General features: G+C 64.3%; 3 protein-coding genes (1 of these 3 cut by a window edge). 1 reads left to right on the forward strand and 2 read right to left on the reverse strand.

Going from position 1 to position 19,469, the window contains the following annotated elements; all coding sequences use genetic code 11:
- A protein-coding gene (locus tag ACQP2O_RS42495) for a phospholipase D-like domain-containing protein (RefSeq protein WP_433174878.1) crosses the window boundary here: on the reverse strand, positions 1-13,260 show its beginning. It extends 19,194 nt beyond the left edge of the window; the window shows 13,260 of its 32,454 coding nt (coding positions 1-13,260); its start codon is at positions 13,258-13,260; the stop codon falls past the left edge of the window.
- Between the two features lie 4,893 nt (positions 13,261-18,153).
- Between ACQP2O_RS42495 and ACQP2O_RS42500 the strand changes: the two genes are divergently transcribed.
- Positions 18,154-18,558: a hypothetical protein gene (locus ACQP2O_RS42500; RefSeq protein ID WP_433174879.1), complete on the forward strand. Its 405-nt coding sequence runs from the start codon at positions 18,154-18,156 to the stop codon at positions 18,556-18,558.
- Between the two features lie 555 nt (positions 18,559-19,113).
- Here the strand turns inward: ACQP2O_RS42500 and ACQP2O_RS42505 are convergent.
- Positions 19,114-19,410 (reverse strand): LysR family transcriptional regulator, encoded by a 297-nt coding sequence (locus ACQP2O_RS42505; protein WP_433174880.1) that lies wholly within the window; start codon positions 19,408-19,410, stop codon positions 19,114-19,116.
- Positions 19,411-19,469: the final 59 nt, after the last annotated feature.

A 19,469-nucleotide genomic window follows, 5' to 3' on the forward strand; every position in this document is an offset into this window, starting at 1 on the left:
GTGCCGCGGAATCGCCACGACCACCCGCACGTCGACCCCGGCTGCGGCCAACGCCACCAGCCGCTCACCCAAATTCAACTCTCCTGGCCCGGTACGCAACCGGGTAGCGAGATGGAGGTACCACGAGCTGATGTACAGACGATCGCCCGGACCATGCAACGTATCGAGAACCTTGGCGATCGCCCCGAAATACGCAGCGCCGTCCACGTGGGCCGTGACCACCGTATCCGCCCGGTGCTCGGCACCCAGCTGCAGATGCGCGGGGAAGAACTTGTTCTCCAGATCGCTGACTGCGGCCTTCGCCTCTTCAAGATCACGACCGGTGAGAGGATCACGGACGGCCACCGCAGACGACTCTGGCCTGCGCGCGCCGCCAGGTTCAACGGCCCCCTGAAGACGTACCAGATCGGCCTCGACCACGGCCTGCAGCCGGTCAACGGCCTCGTCCCGGCCGCTGGGTCCGCTCTTAAACGTCCTCCACTCATCGATGGCGTAAAGCACGGCACGCAAAGCCCCGACATTCCCGCGATCGCTCCGCAAGTTCCCCACCGCAGCGTCGATATCACGCAGCGCCGAAGAACGAGATTTACCGGGAACCGAGGACAGCTGCAGCCAATTCCTGATCGGGTCGGCGGTGTCCTGAGGCATCCCACCATGTGACGCAGCGGTTGGCTGGGCCGCTGTATTCGCAGCGCCGCCTGCGCTCCTGCCCGGGGTGGTGGTGCTCGCCGCATCCAAGGGGCGCGGACCGGCGGATCCGGTGTGGTCGCCCACCGCTTCGGACGTTTCTGCCCCGGAATCTGCCGTGGTCGCCGGCCCGTAGGGACTCAGTGGGTGATCGCGTAGTACGGCGGTGGTGTCGACGACCGACTCGATACGCTGCAGATAACGCTTCGGCATCGGCTGCGACAGATCATTCAGCGTCACCGCCATGATCCCGTCGCTCTTCACCGCCCGAGAATCCGGCGACTTACGGAAGATGAAAGCAGCATCCGGGTACTCATCCTCCAGCCCCTGGTGCTGCAACGCCTCGTGCACCAGGTGACTGAGCAGATCCTCGGTGCCCCAATGCCGGGCATCCGGACGATCCAGCCCCACACCCGCATCCGCGATCCACCCCGGATAAATATCCACCGCACGGTCGTAATCCGGCTGGACCTCCAGCTTCAACTCCATATGAACCAGATCACCCGACTCCGGGAGCGTGTACCGGTTCACATGCAGGTCAAGCCCGCCCTGGATCTTCGATTCCAGCGACTCCACCTGCTCCGGCGTCAACCCGCCCATCGGCCTCACCGGAAGCGTGACAACCTGACGACGAACCCATCCACCGTTCGGCGCCTGAATCCGCTGAACATCAGTCCAGATCGGATTCTCCGCCCCAGCACCCCACTCATCGGAAGGAACCAAAGAGAAACGGACACCCGGATCGAAACGCCGGGTGTGGACCTTCACCACCGGCGCGTCGAAACGCCGCTCCCGCCACCCCTCATACTCCGCCAACTCCGCATCACTCAACCGCGTCGCCGGATCCACCACCTTCGGATCAGGCAGACCCACCGGACGCGGCGGCGGCGCACTGGGGGCACGGACCGCGACATCCACCGGGGAACCGGCCTGCTGACCGCCACCCGCGACCGGATTGTAAGGCACGCCAATCGAGCCCGGCGCACCGAAAACCCGCGCCAAGATCTGATACAGCGCCGGAACATAAGTCGCGATCATAGAAGGATCGTTGTAACGCTGAAATCCGGTAAACGGATCCGTTCCGCCATTAGCCCCGAAAAAGAGCGTAACCAGCTGAGCAAAATACTCCCGAACATCCTGGGAAGAGTAGTTGCGAACTCCCGGCCTCTGCGGATTACTCAGCGGACCATCCGGCCACCATATCTGATGACCAGACCGGATGAGATCCCAGTTCCGATAATACTCCTCGCCAATGAACCGCCGATCGTCATCGGTCAATCCATGATTGTAAAGCGCATGCCCGAACTCATGGATCCACACAGAATATCCGCGCGGATAGGAGTCATGGAACCCTACGGACGGATCCCAAACGAACGTCTCCAAACCAAGCAGATTTTCCTCCGGAACGACAACCATATTGCCGCTCGTAAAGGCCCGCACATAATCCCAGCGCCGATTGTCGCCAGGCGCGATCGGCTGCCCCGCCCGATCCTGCCATCCAGGCAGCGACGTCAACCGCACCGACCGCGGCAAAACCGTCACCCGCACACCGGCCAGCAACATCCGCTCCGCCACCGCCGGAGAATGAAGCATCCGGGTAAACATCTGCTGCTGCCGATCCGGCGTAATCCCCGGGTTCTCCACCGCCGGCGGCACCTGAGACATCATCATCGCGGCCAAATCCGCGAACTCCGAAGCCGGCAAAGCGTTCTTCAGCAAAGCGACAGCAACCGGATCCCGAGACAGAAGATCCTGCTCCTCCGGCAGCATCGACCCGAGCTCATCCACCCGATCATCCGGCGCCAGCCAAACCAGCCTCTGCGCCACCTCCCGCATAGACCCCACACCGCCACCCGGAACCGCCTGCACCGCAGGCTGCATCGCGGGCTGCATCCCGGGCTGCGACGCGGGCTGCATCATGGGCTGCGACGCCCCGGCCGCAGGATGATGCACAAACCAGCCACCACCCGACTCCGCCGGCCGCCGCGTCAGCACCTCACCACCAAGGTAAGAAGCCACAGCATCGGCAAACGACCGCTGACCACCAGGCCCCGGATCACCCGCACCCGCCGCCTCCAGCACCGGCCGACCACCCTGCCGATACGTGGGCTCCTGAGCAATCCACGCCGCCAACGGCTGCGGACCCCACGCATACCCATTCGACATGAGAAGCGTGAACGACGCCGGCTGGAACCTCCCAGAGATACTCATCAGCGGACGCCCCCGCTCAGCAGCCTCACCAGACTGCCCAGCCCCACCCGAACCAGACCCCCCCAACCGCTGCCGCAACCGATCCCACCGACTACCCGGAGGCGCCGACGGACCAGGGAAAAGCGGCACCTCATCCGGCCCAAGCGAATACGCCGGATCAACCGAAGGCCGCGGACCGGCGGATCCGGTGTGGTCGCCCGCCGCTCCGGAGGCTCGCAAGGGCGGCGCACCGGGCTCTGGAAGGATCCCGGCTTCCGCCAGCGGGAGTAGGCTGACCGGCCGAGCGCCGGCCGGGAGAGGGTTGACGGGCACATCGATCCGGCCTGGTGCGCCGAAGACCCGCACCAAGATCTCATGCATCCGCGGAGCATAAGTCTCGATCATGGCAGAATCGTTGAAGCGCTGATATCCGGTAAACGGATCCGTTCCAGCATTAGCCTCGAAGTGAAGCGTGACCAGCTGAGCCCAGTACTCGCGCACATGCTGGGACGAATAATTGGTGACTTCCGGCCTCGACGGATCATTAAGCGGACCATCCGGAAACCAGACCTGATAACCGGAGCGGATGGACTGCCAGCGCTGATTGAAATCTTCAGAAATGCTCCGCCAGTCACCCTCGGTCAATCCGTAATCGCCAACCGCATGCGCGATCTCGTGAATCGCCACAGAATATCCGCGCGGATGGGAATCATGGAATCCTGTTGATGGATCCCAGACGACAGCCCTCTTACCAAGCAGATTTTCTTCCGGAACGACAACGATATTGCCGCTCGTAATGGCCCGTACATAATCCCAACGTCGATTGTCGCCAGGCGCGATCGGCTGCCCCGCCCGATCCTGCCATCCAGGCAGCGACGTCAACCTCATCGACCGCGGCAAAGCCGTTACCCGGACGCCCGCCAGCAACATCCGTTCCGCCACATCCGGAGAATGAAGCATCCGAGTGAAAATCTCCTGCTGCCGATCCGAGGTGACCCCCGGGTCCTCCGCCGCCGGCGGCACCTGAGACATCATCATCGCGGCCATATATGCGAACTCCGACGGCGGCAAGCCGTTCCTGAGCATGGCGACGGCATCGGGATCCCTCGACAAGCGATCCCGATCCTGCGGCAGCATCGACGCGAGTTCATCCACCCGATCATCAGGCGCCATCGAAAGCACCTGCTGCGCCAGATTTCGCGCGGACGCAGGCTCCTGTCCGGTCGGCTGCCCCTCCACCTGGACGGTGACCGACGCCGCCCCGGACGGTGGCTGATGCACATCCCAGCCACCGTCCGGACGCGGCGCCAGCACCGCACCACCAAGGTGACCGGCGAGTACATCGGCATACGACGGCAGACCACCGACCCGCGGCACCCCGACACCGTCCACCGCCAACACCAGCGGGTCGCCCCGGTCATATGAGGGATTGCGAACAGCCCAATCCGCAAGCTGGACCGGCCCCCACGCCTGCCCATCCCTGACAACCGTGAACGACGCCGGCTGGAACTGCCCGGATACCACCAGCCCTTCCTGCTCCTCCGGCTCCTCGATCGTGCCGCCGGCCCCAGCAAGCCCGACGCCCCCACTGCCACCGGAGACGGTGCCCTCACCGGCCGGCCGCGCCACCCTGTCCACAGGCTGATGCACCACCCAGCCGCCGCCAGGGTCCGTCGACCACGACAGCACCGCAGCACCAAGCTGATCAGCGAGAGCATCGGCGTACGACGGCAGACCACCAGGCCGCGCCGCCCCGACACCGGCCGCCGCCAGCTCCACCCGATCCCCACGCCGATACGAGGTGTTCTGGGTGATCCAGCTCGCGAGCTGAGCTGGGCCCCGCGCCTGCCCATCTGGCATAACAACCGTGAACGATGCCCGCTGGAACGCCCCGTCCACGCGTACCGAAGGGGCTTCCGGATGCAGCAGCTCGTTGACCGCATTCTCCAACTGGACCACCGACGCCCAGCGGCCGCTCGCCGACGGCTTACCGGCCTTCCACACCGACACCGCGGCCAGCACCCGCTGCAGACCGTCCCGCCTCGGCTCCGGCCCCAGCCGCGATACCGCAGTATCAATGGCACGCAACTCCGACGACCGCGACTTACCAGGAAGCCGAGAAAACTCCAGCCAGTCACCAATGGGATGCAACACCCGACGCCCGGACGGCGGCGCAGACGGAGCAGGAAAACGCGGTGTCTCATCCGACCCAATGGAATACGCCGGATCAACCAACGGCCGCGGAGCGCCGTCCAGCAACGGAGTGGAGGTGCCGGGATCGGATGTGCCATGGACCACGACAGCACCATCAGAGGCGCTCGGTTCTGCCACCGGGTCCACCGCCCCGGCCGGCTCGGCTCCCAAAGCCGCCTGCGGCTGTCGAACCGGGCCGCCGTCCGCAGGCGTATTGGCGGCCTGCCCGCCAGGCACCTGGAGCAGGCCGTCGCTCGACGTCGGCGTCGCGGGCGGCTCGGTGGGCTTGTCTCCATCCGCACGGGTCGCGGGCTTGTCTGACGCCTTGCCCGAGGCCGCATTCTCGGTCTGCGCGATGGCGGCGTCGGCGTGTGTCACCTGGTCTTTCTGCCGAGCGGGGTGAGTCTGGCCGTCCGCGGGTCCGATACCGTCCTGGCGCTTCGGCGATTCCCCAGTGGCGAGGGCAACCGGCTCAGAGGTGTTCAGTGGGTGATCGCGTAGTACGGCGGTGGTGTCGACGACCGACTCGATACGCTGCAGATAACGCTTCGGCATCGGCTGCGACAGATCATTCAGCGTCACCGCCATGATCCCGTCGCTCTTCACCGCCCGAGAATCCGGCGACTTACGGAAGATGAAAGCAGCATCCGGGTACTCATCCTCCAGCCCCTGGTGCTGCAACGCCTCGTGCACCAGGTGACTGAGCAGATCCTCGGTGCCCCAATGCCGGGCATCCGGACGATCCAGCCCCACACCCGCATCCGCGATCCACCCCGGATAAATATCCACCGCACGGTCGTAATCCGGCTGGACCTCCAGCTTCAACTCCATATGAACCAGATCACCCGACTCCGGGAGCGTGTACCGGTTCACATGCAGGTCAAGCCCGCCCTGGATCTTCGATTCCAGCGACTCCACCTGCTCCGGCGTCAACCCGCCCATCGGCCTCACCGGAAGCGTGACAACCTGACGACGAACCCATCCACCGTTCGGCGCCTGAATCCGCTGAACATCAGTCCAGATCGGATTCTCCGCCCCAGCACCCCACTCATCGGAAGGAACCAAAGAGAAACGGACACCCGGATCGAAACGCCGGGTGTGGACCTTCACCACCGGCGCGTCGAAACGCCGCTCCCGCCACCCCTCATACTCCGCCAACTCCGCATCACTCAACCGCGTCGCCGGATCCACCACCTTCGGATCAGGCAGACCCACCGGACGCGGCGGCGGCGCACTGGGGGCACGGACCGCGACATCCACCGGGGAACCGGCCTGCTGACCGCCACCCGCGACCGGATTGTAAGGCACGCCAATCGAGCCCGGCGCACCGAAAACCCGCGCCAAGATCTGATACAGCGCCGGAACATAAGTCGCGATCATAGAAGGATCGTTGTAACGCTGAAATCCGGTAAACGGATCCGTTCCGCCATTAGCCCCGAAAAAGAGCGTAACCAGCTGAGCAAAATACTCCCGAACATCCTGGGAAGAGTAGTTGCGAACTCCCGGCCTCTGCGGATTACTCAGCGGACCATCCGGCCACCATATCTGATGACCAGACCGGATGAGATCCCAGTTCCGATAATACTCCTCGCCAATGAACCGCCGATCGTCATCGGTCAATCCATGATTGTAAAGCGCATGCCCGAACTCATGGATCCACACAGAATATCCGCGCGGATAGGAGTCATGGAACCCTACGGACGGATCCCAAACGAACGTCTCCAAACCAAGCAGATTTTCCTCCGGAACGACAACCATATTGCCGCTCGTAAAGGCCCGCACATAATCCCAGCGCCGATTGTCGCCAGGCGCGATCGGCTGCCCCGCCCGATCCTGCCATCCAGGCAGCGACGTCAACCGCACCGACCGCGGCAAAACCGTCACCCGCACACCGGCCAGCAACATCCGCTCCGCCACCGCCGGAGAATGAAGCATCCGGGTAAACATCTGCTGCTGCCGATCCGGCGTAATCCCCGGGTTCTCCACCGCCGGCGGCACCTGAGACATCATCATCGCGGCCAAATCCGCGAACTCCGAAGCCGGCAAAGCGTTCTTCAGCAAAGCGACAGCAACCGGATCCCGAGACAGAAGATCCTGCTCCTCCGGCAGCATCGACCCGAGCTCATCCACCCGATCATCCGGCGCCAGCCAAACCAGCCTCTGCGCCACCTCCCGCATAGACCCCACACCGCCACCCGGAACCGCCTGCACCGCAGGCTGCATCGCGGGCTGCATCCCGGGCTGCGACGCGGGCTGCATCATGGGCTGCGACGCCCCGGCCGCAGGATGATGCACAAACCAGCCACCACCCGACTCCGCCGGCCGCCGCGTCAGCACCTCACCACCAAGGTAAGAAGCCACAGCATCGGCAAACGACCGCTGACCACCAGGCCCCGGATCACCCGCACCCGCCGCCTCCAGCACCGGCCGACCACCCTGCCGATACGTGGGCTCCTGAGCAATCCACGCCGCCAACGGCTGCGGACCCCACGCATACCCATTCGACATGAGAAGCGTGAACGACGCCGGCTGGAACCTCCCAGAGATACTCATCAGCGGACGCCCCCGCTCAGCAGCCTCACCAGACTGCCCAGCCCCACCCGAACCAGACCCCCCCAACCGCTGCCGCAACCGATCCCACCGACTACCCGGAGGCGCCGACGGACCAGGGAAAAGCGGCACCTCATCCGGCCCAAGCGAATACGCCGGATCCGACCGACCGACCGGCTGCCCAGCCGACGGCACAGAGGCGGCGGAGTCCGTTGGAGCGTCGTCGGTGCTCTCCGAACCGGTCATCGGCGTGACCTGATGGTCGGTGTCGGGTGGTGCCACCGCCAAGTCGGCCTCGGGCGTTCGACCGTTCCCCGATTTCTGCCCAGGCGGGGTGGCGGTATCGGCCGTTGCTCTCGGGGTCGCTTCGGTTCCCGGCCTGTCGGGGTGCGTCGTGCCGGATGCGCCGGCCGCCGCTTCGGCCTGTTCGACGGCGGCCTCGGCCTGTGTCACCTGGTCTTTCAGCTGGGCCAGGTAGGTCTCGCCGTCGGAGGGTCCGATACCGTCCTGCCACTGATCGACGGCGGCCTGATGCAACGCCTGGGCATCTTCCAACTGCCGTATCGCGGCCTGCAGATTTTCGGATTCGTCGGCGGCGGGCGAGCTGCTGGTCGAGGCAGGTTCTTGTGTTGTCTTTGACGAGGCGGGGGTCTGGGAGGGCGTGGCGGGGCGTTCGCCGAGGCTCTTGGCGCTGACCGTCGATTTCCAGATGGCGACTGGCTGCTCGTCGTCGGTGGAGGTGGCCGCTCCGTCGCTGAGCAGGGCTTGGGAGTTGGGCAGGACGGCGCCGATTTCGGTGATCTGGCCGTCCGGAGCGTAGGTGTGCCAGCCGTCGTAGTCGTAGGGGGCGGTTGTTGGCTGGATTCCGTCGTTCGGGGTGGATTGGCGGGTTCCAGCGGTCAGCTCACCCGAAGGCCCGGCGAAATAGCCGCCCCACGGTGCGGTGACCGGCACGCCGAGGAGCGGCGCGACCACCGGGGCGAACCGGCGGGCGTCTCCGGCCAGCAGCGCGATGGGCACACCCGGCTGGTATCCCGGCTGCTCCTGGACCCAGGCGACGAACTCGGACGGGGTCATCGGTGCCGACTGGCCGCGAACGACGATCACATTGTCGCTGGGCAGGACCCGGCCCACCACCACCAGCCGATCCCCTTCCGGCGACGCCACACCCTGCATACCAGTGCCGCCCGCAGGCGCAGTACCAGTCGCAGTCGGCGCGGGTGATGTGGACTGCGTCGGCTGGTCGGAACCAGCGGGGCCAGAGTTCACCACGCCAGGCACTTCGTTGTTCAACAGCTGCTCGGCCAGATCCTGCGCCGCAGCCCACCCAGCCGCATCCTTCTCGGCTTCAGCGAGGTCTTTCTTGGCTTTGTCGAGTTTCTGCTCGGCGGCCTTGATCGGGTCGGACGAAGCCGGACGCGGACCGCGTTTCGCCAAATGCTCTTTAGCCGCCTCCTTACCAGCCTTGATCGCCTGATCCCGGATCGCACCGGCCGTCTTATGACCTCCGACACCGGCATTGTCACGGATCGCCCTGGCGACCTCGGCACGGATCGCCGCGTAACCACTGTTGGAAGGCGTCCAATGGCGACCAGTACTCGGATTCGTCAGCCGCTGAATGACCGTATCGGCATGACCGATCGAATTAGCGCGCAAGTCACTGGACTCTTTGACCTTCGCAACCTCGTTACTCGCATCCTTGACCGCAGCCTGCGCCGCCTTATCGCCAGGATTCTCAGCGAGATCCTTCGCAGCATCGTCGAGTTTCTGCTCGGCGGCCTTGATCGGGTCGGACGAAGCCGGACGCGGACCACGTTTCGCCAAATGCTCTTTAGCCGCCTCCTTACCAGCCTTGATCGCCTGATCCCGGATCGCACCGGCCGTCTTATGACCTCCGACACCGGCATTGTCACGGATCGCCCTGGCGACCTCGGCACGGATCGCCGCGTAACCACTGTTGGAAGGCGTCCAATGGCGACCAGTACTCGGATTCGTCAGCCGCTGAATGACCGTATCGGCATGACCGATCGAATTAGCGCGCAAGTCACTGGACTCTTTGACCTTCGCAACCTCGTTACTCGCATCCTTGACCGCAGCCTGCGCCGCCTTATCGCCAGGATTCTCAGCGAGATCCTTCGCAGCATCGTCGAGTTTCTGCTCGGCGGCCTTGATCGGGTCGGACGAAGCCGGACGCGGACCACGTTTCGCCAAATGCTCTTTAGCCGCCTCCTTACCAGCCTTGATCGCCTGATCCCGGATCGCACCGGCCGTCTTATGACCTCCGACACCGGCATTGTCACGGATCGCCCTGGCGACCTCGGCACGGATCGCCGCGTAACCACTGTTAGAAGGCGTCCAATGGCGACCAGTACTCGGATTCGTCAGCCGCTGAATGACCGTATCGGCATGACCGATCGAATTAGCGCGCAAGTCACTGGACTCTTTGACCTTCGCAACCTCGTTACTCGCATCCTTGACCGCAGCCTGCGCCGCCTTATCGCCAGGATTCTCAGCGAGGTCTTTCTTGGCTTTGTCGAGTTTCTGCTCGGCGGCCTTGATCGGGTCGGACGAAGCCGGACGCGGACCACGTTTCGCCAAATGCTCTTTAGCCGCCTCCTTACCAGCCTTGATCGCCTGATCCCGGATCGCACCGGCCGTCTTATGACCTCCGACACCGGCATTGTCACGGATCGCCCTGGCGACCTCGGCACGGATCGCCGCGTAACCACTGTTAGAAGGCGTCCAATGGCGACCAGTACTCGGATTCGTCAGCCGCTGAATGACCGTATCGGCATGACCGATCGAATTAGCGCGCAAGTCAATGGACTCTTTGACCTTCGCAACCTCGTTACTCGCATCCTTGACCGCAGCCTGCGCCGCCTTATCGCCAGGATTCTCAGCGAGGTCTTTCTTGGCTTTGTCGAGTTTCTGCTCGGCGGCCTTGATCGGGTCGGACGAAGCCGGACGCGGACCACGTTTCGCCAAATGCTCTTTAGCCGCCTCCTTACCAGCCTTGATCGCCTGATCCCGGATCGCACCGGCCGTCTTATGACCTCCGACACCGGCATTGTCACGGATCGCCCTGGCGACCTCGGCACGGATCGCCGCGTAACCACTGTTAGAAGGCGTCCAATGGCGACCAGTACTCGGATTCGTCAGCCGCTGAATGACCGTATCGGCATGACCGATCGAATTAGCGCGCAAGTCACTGGACTCTTTGACCTTCGCAACCTCGTTACTCGCATCCTTGACCGCAGCCTGCGCCGCCTTATCGCCAGGATTCTCAGCGAGATCCTTCGCAGCATCGTCGAGTTTCTGCTCGGCGGCCTTGATCGGGTCGGACGAAGCCGGACGCGGACCACGTTTCGCCAAATGCTCTTTAGCCGCCTCCTTACCAGCCTTGATCGCCTGATCCCGGATCGCACCGGCCGTCTTATGACCTCCGACACCGGCATTGTCACGGATCGCCCTGGCGACCTCGGCACGGATCGCCGCGTAACCACTGTTAGAAGGCGTCCAATGGCGACCAGTACTCGGATTCGTCAGCCGCTGAATGACCGTATCGGCATGACCGATCGAATTAGCGCGCAAGTCACTGGACTCTTTGACCTTCGCAACCTCGTTACTCGCATCCTTGACCGCAGCCTGCGCCGCCTTATCGCCAGGATTCTCAGCGAGATCCTTCGCAGCATCGTCGAGTTTCTGCTCGGCGGCCTTGATCGGGTCGGACGAAGCCGGACGCGGACCACGTTTCGCCAAATGCTCTTTAGCCGCCTCCTTACCAGCCTTGATCGCCTGATCCCGGATCGCACCGGCCGTCTTATGACCTCCGACACCGGCATTGTCACGGATCGCCCTGGCGACCTCGGCACGGATCGCCGCGTAACCACTGTTAGAAGGCGTCCAATGGCGACCAGTACTCGGATTCGTCAGCCGCTGAATGACCGTATCGGCATGACCGATCGAATTAGCGCGCAAGTCACTGGACTCTTTGACCTTCGCAACCTCGTTACTCGCATCCTTGACCGCAGCCTGCGCCGCCTTATCGCCAGGATTCTCAGCGAGATCCTTCGCAGCATCGTCGAGTTTCTGCTCGGCGGCCTTGATCGGGTCGGACGAAGCCGGACGCGGACCACGTTTCGCCAAATGCTCTTTAGCCGCCTCCTTACCAGCCTTGATCGCCTGATCCCGGATCGCACCGGCCGTCTTATGACCTCCGACACCGGCATTGTCACGGATCGCCCTGGCGACCTCGGCACGGATCGCCGCGTAACCACTGTTAGAAGGCGTCCAATAGCGACCAGTACTCGGATTCGTCAGCCGCTGAATGACCGTATCGGCATGACCGATCGAATTAGCGCGCAAGTCACTGGACTCTTTGACCTTCGCAACCTCGTTACTCGCATCCTTGACGTCTTGTCGCGCCACCTCCACCGGGTTCCGCGTCGATGACGCCGCACCTGCCGGCCGCGGATTCGAACCCGTTCCCGTATCCGTCTGGATCTGTTGCGCAGCTTCCGGCGCAGACTGACCGTCGGCGGCGGGCGAGCTGCTGGTCGAGGCAGGCTCTTGTGTTGTGTTTGACGACGCGGGAATCCGGGACGGTGTGGCGGGGCGTTTGCCCAGGCTCTTGGCGCTGACCGTCGATTTCCAGACGGAGACCGGCTGCCCGTCGTCGGCGGAGATGGCCGCTCCGTCGCTGAGCAGGGCTTGGGAGTTGGGCAGGACGGCGCCGATTTTGGTGATCTGGCCGTCCGGAGCGTAGGTGTGCCAGCCGTCGTAGTCGTAGGGGGCGGTTGTTGGCTGGATTCCGTCGTTCGGGGTGGATTGGCGGGTTCCAGCCGTCAGCTCACCCGAAGGCCCGGCGAAATAGCCGCCCCACGGTGCGGTGACCGGCACGTCGAGGAGCGGCGCGACCACCGGGGCGAACCGGCGGGCGTCTCCGGCCAGCAGCGCGATGGGCACACCCGGCTGGTATCCCGGCTGCTCCTGGACCCAGGCGACGAACTCGGACGGGGTCATCGGTGCCGACTGGCCGCGAACGACGATCACGTTGTCGCTGGGCAGGACCCGGCCCACCACCACCAGCCGATCCCCTTCCAGCGACGCCGCACCCTGCATACCAGTGCCGCCCGCAGGCGCAGTACCGGTCGCATCCAGCGTGGCCGCTCCGTCGCTGAGCAGGGCTTGGGAGTTGGGCAGGACGGCGCCGATTTCGGTGATCTGGCCGTCCGGAGCGTAGGTGTACCAGCCGTCGTAGTCGTAGGGGGCGGTTGTTGGCTGGATTCCGTCGTTCGGGGTGGATTGGCGGGTTCCAGCCGTCAGCTCACCCGAAGGCCCGGCGAAATAGCCGCCCCACGGTGCGGTGACCGGCACGTCGAGGAGCGGCGCGACCACCGGGGCGAACCGGCGGGCGTCTCCGGCCAGCAGCGCGATGGGCACACCCGGCTGGTATCCCGGCTGCTCCTGGACCCAGGCGACGAACTCGGACGGGGTCATCGGTGCCGACTGGCCGCGAACGACGATCACGTTGTCGCTGGGCAGGACCCGGCCCACCACCACCAGCCGATCCCCTTCCAGCGACGCCGCACCCTGCATACCAGTGCCGCCCGCAGGCGCAGCACCGGTCGCATCCAGCACGTTCCGCGTCGATGACGCCGCACCTGCCGGCCGCTGATTCGAACCCGTTCCCGTATCCGTCTGGATCTGTTGCGCAGCTTCCGGCCCAGACTGACCGTCGTCGGCTGCATGATCTTGCTGCGATTGCGTATCGGGCCTGTTGACATCGGTGGCGGGTCCATCGCCCGTTGGGTGCACACTTGTCGAACCTGACGCCGACGATTGATCGGCTTCGGGAGGGATCTCGTGCGGATTCGGAGCGCCCGAACCGATCTCCTGTGGCTTCGGGGTCTCGGTGCTCGACGAATGCTCAGCATGACTTTCGCCCCCATGCGAAGACGAAGAAGCCCCCTCACCATTACCCTCGCCAGTCCTTACACTGCCGCCATGAGAAGGCTCAGGCTCAACCCCGGAATTCGACTGCTCCGGCTTAGGCTTCGGACTCCCAGAACCCGACGAATCCTCAGCATGACTTTCGCCCCCATGCGAAGACGAAGAAGCCCCCTCACCATTACCCTCGCCAGTCCTTACACTGCCGCCATGAGAAGGCTCAGGCTCAACCCCGGAATTCGACTGCTCCGGCTTAGGCTTCGGACTCCCAGAACCCGACGAATCCTCAGCATGACTTTCACCCCCATGCGAAGACGAAGAAGCCCCCTCACCATTACCCTCGCCAGTCCTTACACTGCCGCCATGAGAAGGCTCAGGCTCAACCCCGGAAATCGACTGCTCCGGCTTAGGCTTCGGACTCCCAGAACCCGACGAATCCTCAGCATGACTTTCACCCCCATGCGAAGACGAAGAAGCCCCCTCACCATTACCCTCGCCAGTCCTTACACTGCCGCCATGAGAAGGCTCAGGCTCAACCCCGGAAATCGACTGCTCCGGCTTAGGCTTCGGACTCCCAGAACCCGACGAATCCTCAGCATGACTTTCACCCCCATGCGAAGACGAAGAAGCCCCCTCACCATTACCCTCGCCAGTCCTTACACTGCCGCCATGAGAAGGCTCAGGCTCAACCCCGGAAATCGACTGCTCCGGCTTAGGCTTCGGACTCCCAGAACCCGACGAATCCTCAGCATGACTTTCACCCCCATGCGAAGACGAAGAAGCCCCCTCACCATTACCCTCGCCAGTCCTTACACTGCCGCCATGAGAAGGCTCAGGCTCAACCCCGGAAATCGACTGCTCCGGCTTAGGCTTCGGACTCCCAGAACCCGACGAATCCTCAGCATGACTTTCACCCCCATGCGAAGACGAAGAAGCCCCCTCACCATTACCCTCGCCAGTCCTTACACTGCCGCCATGAGAAGGCTCAGGCTCAACCCCGGAATTCGACTGCTCCGGCTTAGGCTTCGGTGACTCCGAAATCGTATAGGTACCGTTATTGTTTCGGACGACCGTGCCGCTGCCGGTCCCGGACGGCCCATGGCCGGTGCCCGACTTGCCGGTGCCCGACTTCGACGTCGTCAGATCATTAATCGTAAAGGGCCGATCATAGCCAGGCCCCGTCTTCCCATCCTTCAGCGGAGCCGAAGGAGGCGGAGAACCCGGCTTCTCAGAATCCCGAGGACGCCCTACATCCGTCTCATTCTTCCGCTGCGACTCAATCTGATTAACACGCGTCTCACCAGAACCCACCGGAGAACCCTTATCCCCCGGCTCCCGCGGACCAAGAGAATTACCCTCACCACTAAACGACGAAGACGGCGAAGACGACGAAGCCTTAGGCTTCCCCCCACCCAAAGGACCCGGCGTAGGCGCATCATCAACCGTAAACGGCCGATCATAGCCAGGCCCCGTCTTCCCATCCTTCAGCGGAGCCGAAGGAGGCGGAGAACCCGGCTTCTCAGAATCCCGAGGACGCCCTACATCCGTCTCATTCTTCCGCTGCGACTCAATCTGATTAACACGCGTCTCACCAGAACCCACCGGAGAACCCTTATCCCCCGGCTCCCGCGGACCAAGAGAATTACCCTCACCACTAAACGACGAAGACGGCGAAGACGACGAAGCCTTAGGCTTCCCCCCACCCAAAGGACCCGGCGTAGGCGCATCATCAACCGTAAACGGCCGATCATAGCCAGGCCCCGTCTTCCCATCCTTCAGCGGAGCCGAAGGAGGCGGAGAACCCGGCTTCTCAGAATCCCGAGGACGCCCTACATCCGTCTCATTCTTCCGCTGCGACTCAATCTGATTAACACGCGTCTCACCAGAACCCACCGGAGAACCCTTATCCCCCGGCTCCCGCGGACCAAGAGAATTACCCTCACCACTAAACGACGAAGACGGCGAAGACGACGAAGCCTTAGGCTTCCCCCCACCCAAAGGACCCGGCGTAGGCGCATCATCAACCGTAAACGGCCGATCATAGCCAGGCCCCGTCTTCCCATCCTTCAGCGGAGCCGAAGGAGGCGGAGAACCCGGCTTCTCAGAATCCCGAGGACGCCCTACATCCGTCTCATTCTTCCGCTGCGACTCAATCTGATTAACACGCGTCTCACCAGAACCCACCGGAGAACCCTTATCCCCCGGCTCCCGCGGACCAAGAGAATTACCCTCACCACTAAACGACGAAGACGGCGAAGACGACGAAGCCTTAGGCTTCCCCCCACCCAAAGGACCCGGCGTAGGCGCATCATCAACCGTAAACGGCCGATCATAGCCAGGCCCCGTCTTCCCATCCTTCAGCGGAGCCGAAGGAGGCGGAGAACCCGGCTTCTCAGAATCCCGAGGACGCCCTACATCCGTCTCATTCTTCCGCTGCGACTCAATCTGATTAACACGCGTCTCACCAGAACCCACCGGAGAACCCTTATCCCCCGGCTCCCGCGGACCAAGAGAATTACCCTCACCACTAAACGACGAAGACGGCGAAGACGACGAAGCCTTAGGCTTCCCCCCACCCGGACCCGGCGTAGACGGATCATCAACCGTAGCCGGCCGAGAATAACCAGGCCCAGTCTTCCCAACCTTCGGCGGAGCCGGAGGCGCAGAAGCCAAATCCTCCGTCACAGCCTTCCGAGGATCCCCATCAGGCGTCTTATTATTCCGCTGATTCTCAATCTGCTTAACACGCGTCTCACCAAAACCCGCCCCAGTACCCTTACCCTCCGGCTCCCCCTCACCAAGAGAATGGCCCTCACCCTGTTTCGGCTTCGGCGCCGGCGTGCCGGAACCCTCCGGAGGCCGCGACGGTCCCGACGACGTCCGCTCCCCCCCAGGGGGCACCGCGGGCTCGTGCTGTCCCGACGCCGGCGGCACGCCATCGCCACCGGTCTCGGACTTGACCTCAGAGCCGTCCCCGGGCCGGCTCTTCGGCCCGGCCTCCGGATTTGTCTCGACGGGCGGCCGCTGTGCCAGCGACGCGTCGGCCTTACCGCCACTGGTCGGCGCGGTCGGCCGGTCACCACCCACCGGGGTGACGGATCTGCCGTTGCCGACGTTCGATGCGGGGCCGGACGGCGCGTCGGTCTTCGGCGCACCCTTGGGCGGCACCGGCTGACCCTGCCCCGGACCCTCCTTGACCGGTTCCGGACGCGGTGACCCCCCCGGATGCTGCCCGCCACCGGAATTAACCGACGCCGGCTCAGCATGCGGCCCCCCAGGACCAGACCCCGGCATCGCATTCGGATCGTGATCACCCGGAACCACCTGCGGCGGCCCCTCGGCACCATGCGAACCACCCTGACCATGCGGCCCCGCCTCCACCGGAGCCGGAGCCGGAGCCGGACCGCCCGGCGCCTCAGCCACCGGACCCGAAGAAGTCGCCTCATGCTTCGGCGAACCCGGCAACGGCGGACCATCACCGTTGCCATTCCTCGGAACAGTCGGCTGCTCCCCCGGCGCCTTCACCGGCCCGCCTGTTCCGTCCCCGTGCGCATTCGCGGGCTGTTTCACTCCAGGCGGGGGAACAGCATCACTTCCCGCGGGTGGATGCGAACCCACTGGATCGTTCGGCCGCAGACCATTACCGGGGGGCGGGGGCGCGTTCTCCGGACTACCAGGATGCTCACCACTTGGCGTACCCGGACGCGGCGAAGCAGGCGGAGTCGCGGGCGGCGTCACCTCACTCTTCGGAGGCCCATCCGCACCATTACCCGGCCGCAGACCATTACCGGGCGGCGGGGGCGCGTTCTCCGGACTACCAGGATGCTCACCACTTGGCGTACCCGGACGCGGCGAAGCAGGCGGAGTCGCAGGCGGCGAAACCTCACCCTTCCCAGGCCCACCTGCACCATTACCCGGCCGCAGACCATTACCGGGCGGCGGCGGCGCGTTCTCCGGACTACCAGGATGCTCACCACTTGGCGTACCCGGACGCGGCGAAGCAGGCGGAGTCGCAGGCGGCGAAACCTCACCCTTCCCAGGCCCACCTGCACCATTACCCGGCCGCACACCATCACCGGAAGCCGGCGGCGGGGCGCCCTGCGTACCCTCGTGAGGGGAGCTGCTCGTACCGCCGGGGGGCCGTACCCCATCACCGGTCGCCACCGGCCCCGACGATGTGGTCGTCTTCGTCTCGGGATGCGGCGACGGCGTGGGGGGCGGAGCCTCGCCGTGCGTGCCGCCCTGACCGTTGCCCTCCGCCTTCGGCGTCGGGGTCGGCCCGGCCTGTGTCGCCGGGCCGTTCTTCGGGCCCTCCCCGTTCCGGGGCCCGTTGCCAGGCCCGCCGAACGTCAGGGACTGACCATTGGGCGTGACCGGCCCGGGACCGTTATTCTCCGGATTCTCCTCGGTGGGCTTGAACCCCGGTCCACTGCTGGTACCGGGTGTCCCTTTCGGAGGGGGCGGGGCAACGCCGGGTTCCCCGTTACCATTAAAACCGCCTTTGCCGCCCTTACCAGGATTGTAACCGCCCACCCCCGCCAGACCACCACCCATTGCGGCGGCCAGCCCCATATTAAGGCCTTCTTGCGACCAATCCGGCTCCCACTCGGCACCCGCGATCGCGTACGAAAGCCTCTGAATCCCCAGATCGAACCCCAACGCGGTGGCCGCACCCAGCCCTGCCCCCAACGCGAAATTCGCCAGCGACGCCCCCACCGTCCCCAGCTTCCCAATCACCTGCTCGATCACATTGACCAGACTCGTCAAAATCCGGGTGAGCATCGGCAGCAACGCCGCTATTGCCCGGCCCACGATCGGGAGCGCAAGCGAAACGAAAGACGCAATAATGTTTGTGAGAATAACCGCATCGTCCTGCTTGGCCATCTTCTGCGCGGCGTCCTTGATCTGATCGCCGTACGCGTTGATGGCCTCGCCGGTCTTCCACGCTCGATCCGCCTCGTCGTACAGACGCTGCTCCAGATGGTCTGACCACGCCGAGAATGCCTTGTCGCCGGCCTGACCCTGCCACCCGAAAGAGACGATATTAAGACGCAGCGCACCCGCTTTGTCGTACAGCTCATCGCCGAGATTGATCCAGGCATTACCCAGATCATAAATGGCATTAAGATCTAGAGTGCCGAGTTCCGCATGCCAGTCGACGATACCCATGGTCAGGCCACTCCCCGAAACAAGTCACCGGACATCACGACTGCACCGCCTCTAGCGGATTCACCGCCCACCGACGGCGGGATGAGACGCGGGCCCACCCTGCGGAAATCTTCAACGGCCGAGGTGACCGTCTTAGGCCGTGGGGCCGCTCCGACAGCGCCCCAGAGGACTAGGGCCGGAGCCGACGCCGTCGGAGGTTTCTCACAACGCAGCGGGACATATGGCCACACCGTTCGAGTGTGGCGGGCTCGACGATCTACAGGTATTCGCAAACAGCGCCTAATCGACGTACGTAAAAATCGCCTAGCGCTACCACCTCTGGACCGTCGCCGCTCCGGTGGCGAACCGCTCCAGCCCGTCCTCTGAACTACCCGTTCATGCGCGCGAGCCCGCCAGAGTTTTGGCCTCGTCCGGTGCGGCCCAGCGACGCGAGTCGGCAAGCGCGTCCACCTTGGCGAGAATGGCCCGCGCCTCGGCCACGACCCGCCTGCCCGCGGGGGTCACGGTGACCCGTCGGCTGGTGCGTTCAAAGAGCCGGACACCCAGCTCGCGCTCCAGCTCCTGGATATGTCGACCGAACGCCTGCGCACTGATGTAGTGCCGCTGGGCGGCACGACCGAAGTGCAACTCCTCCGAAAGCGTGATCGCATAACGAAGCAACCGGATGTTCATGCTTTCCCCTCCGCGAATGCGAGTGACGCCCTGATGGGGGCGGCGGCGCCGAATACCGA

This window comes from Actinoallomurus sp. CA-150999 (assembly GCF_050942425.1).
Taxonomy (GTDB): Bacteria; Actinomycetota; Actinomycetes; order Streptosporangiales; family Streptosporangiaceae; genus Actinoallomurus.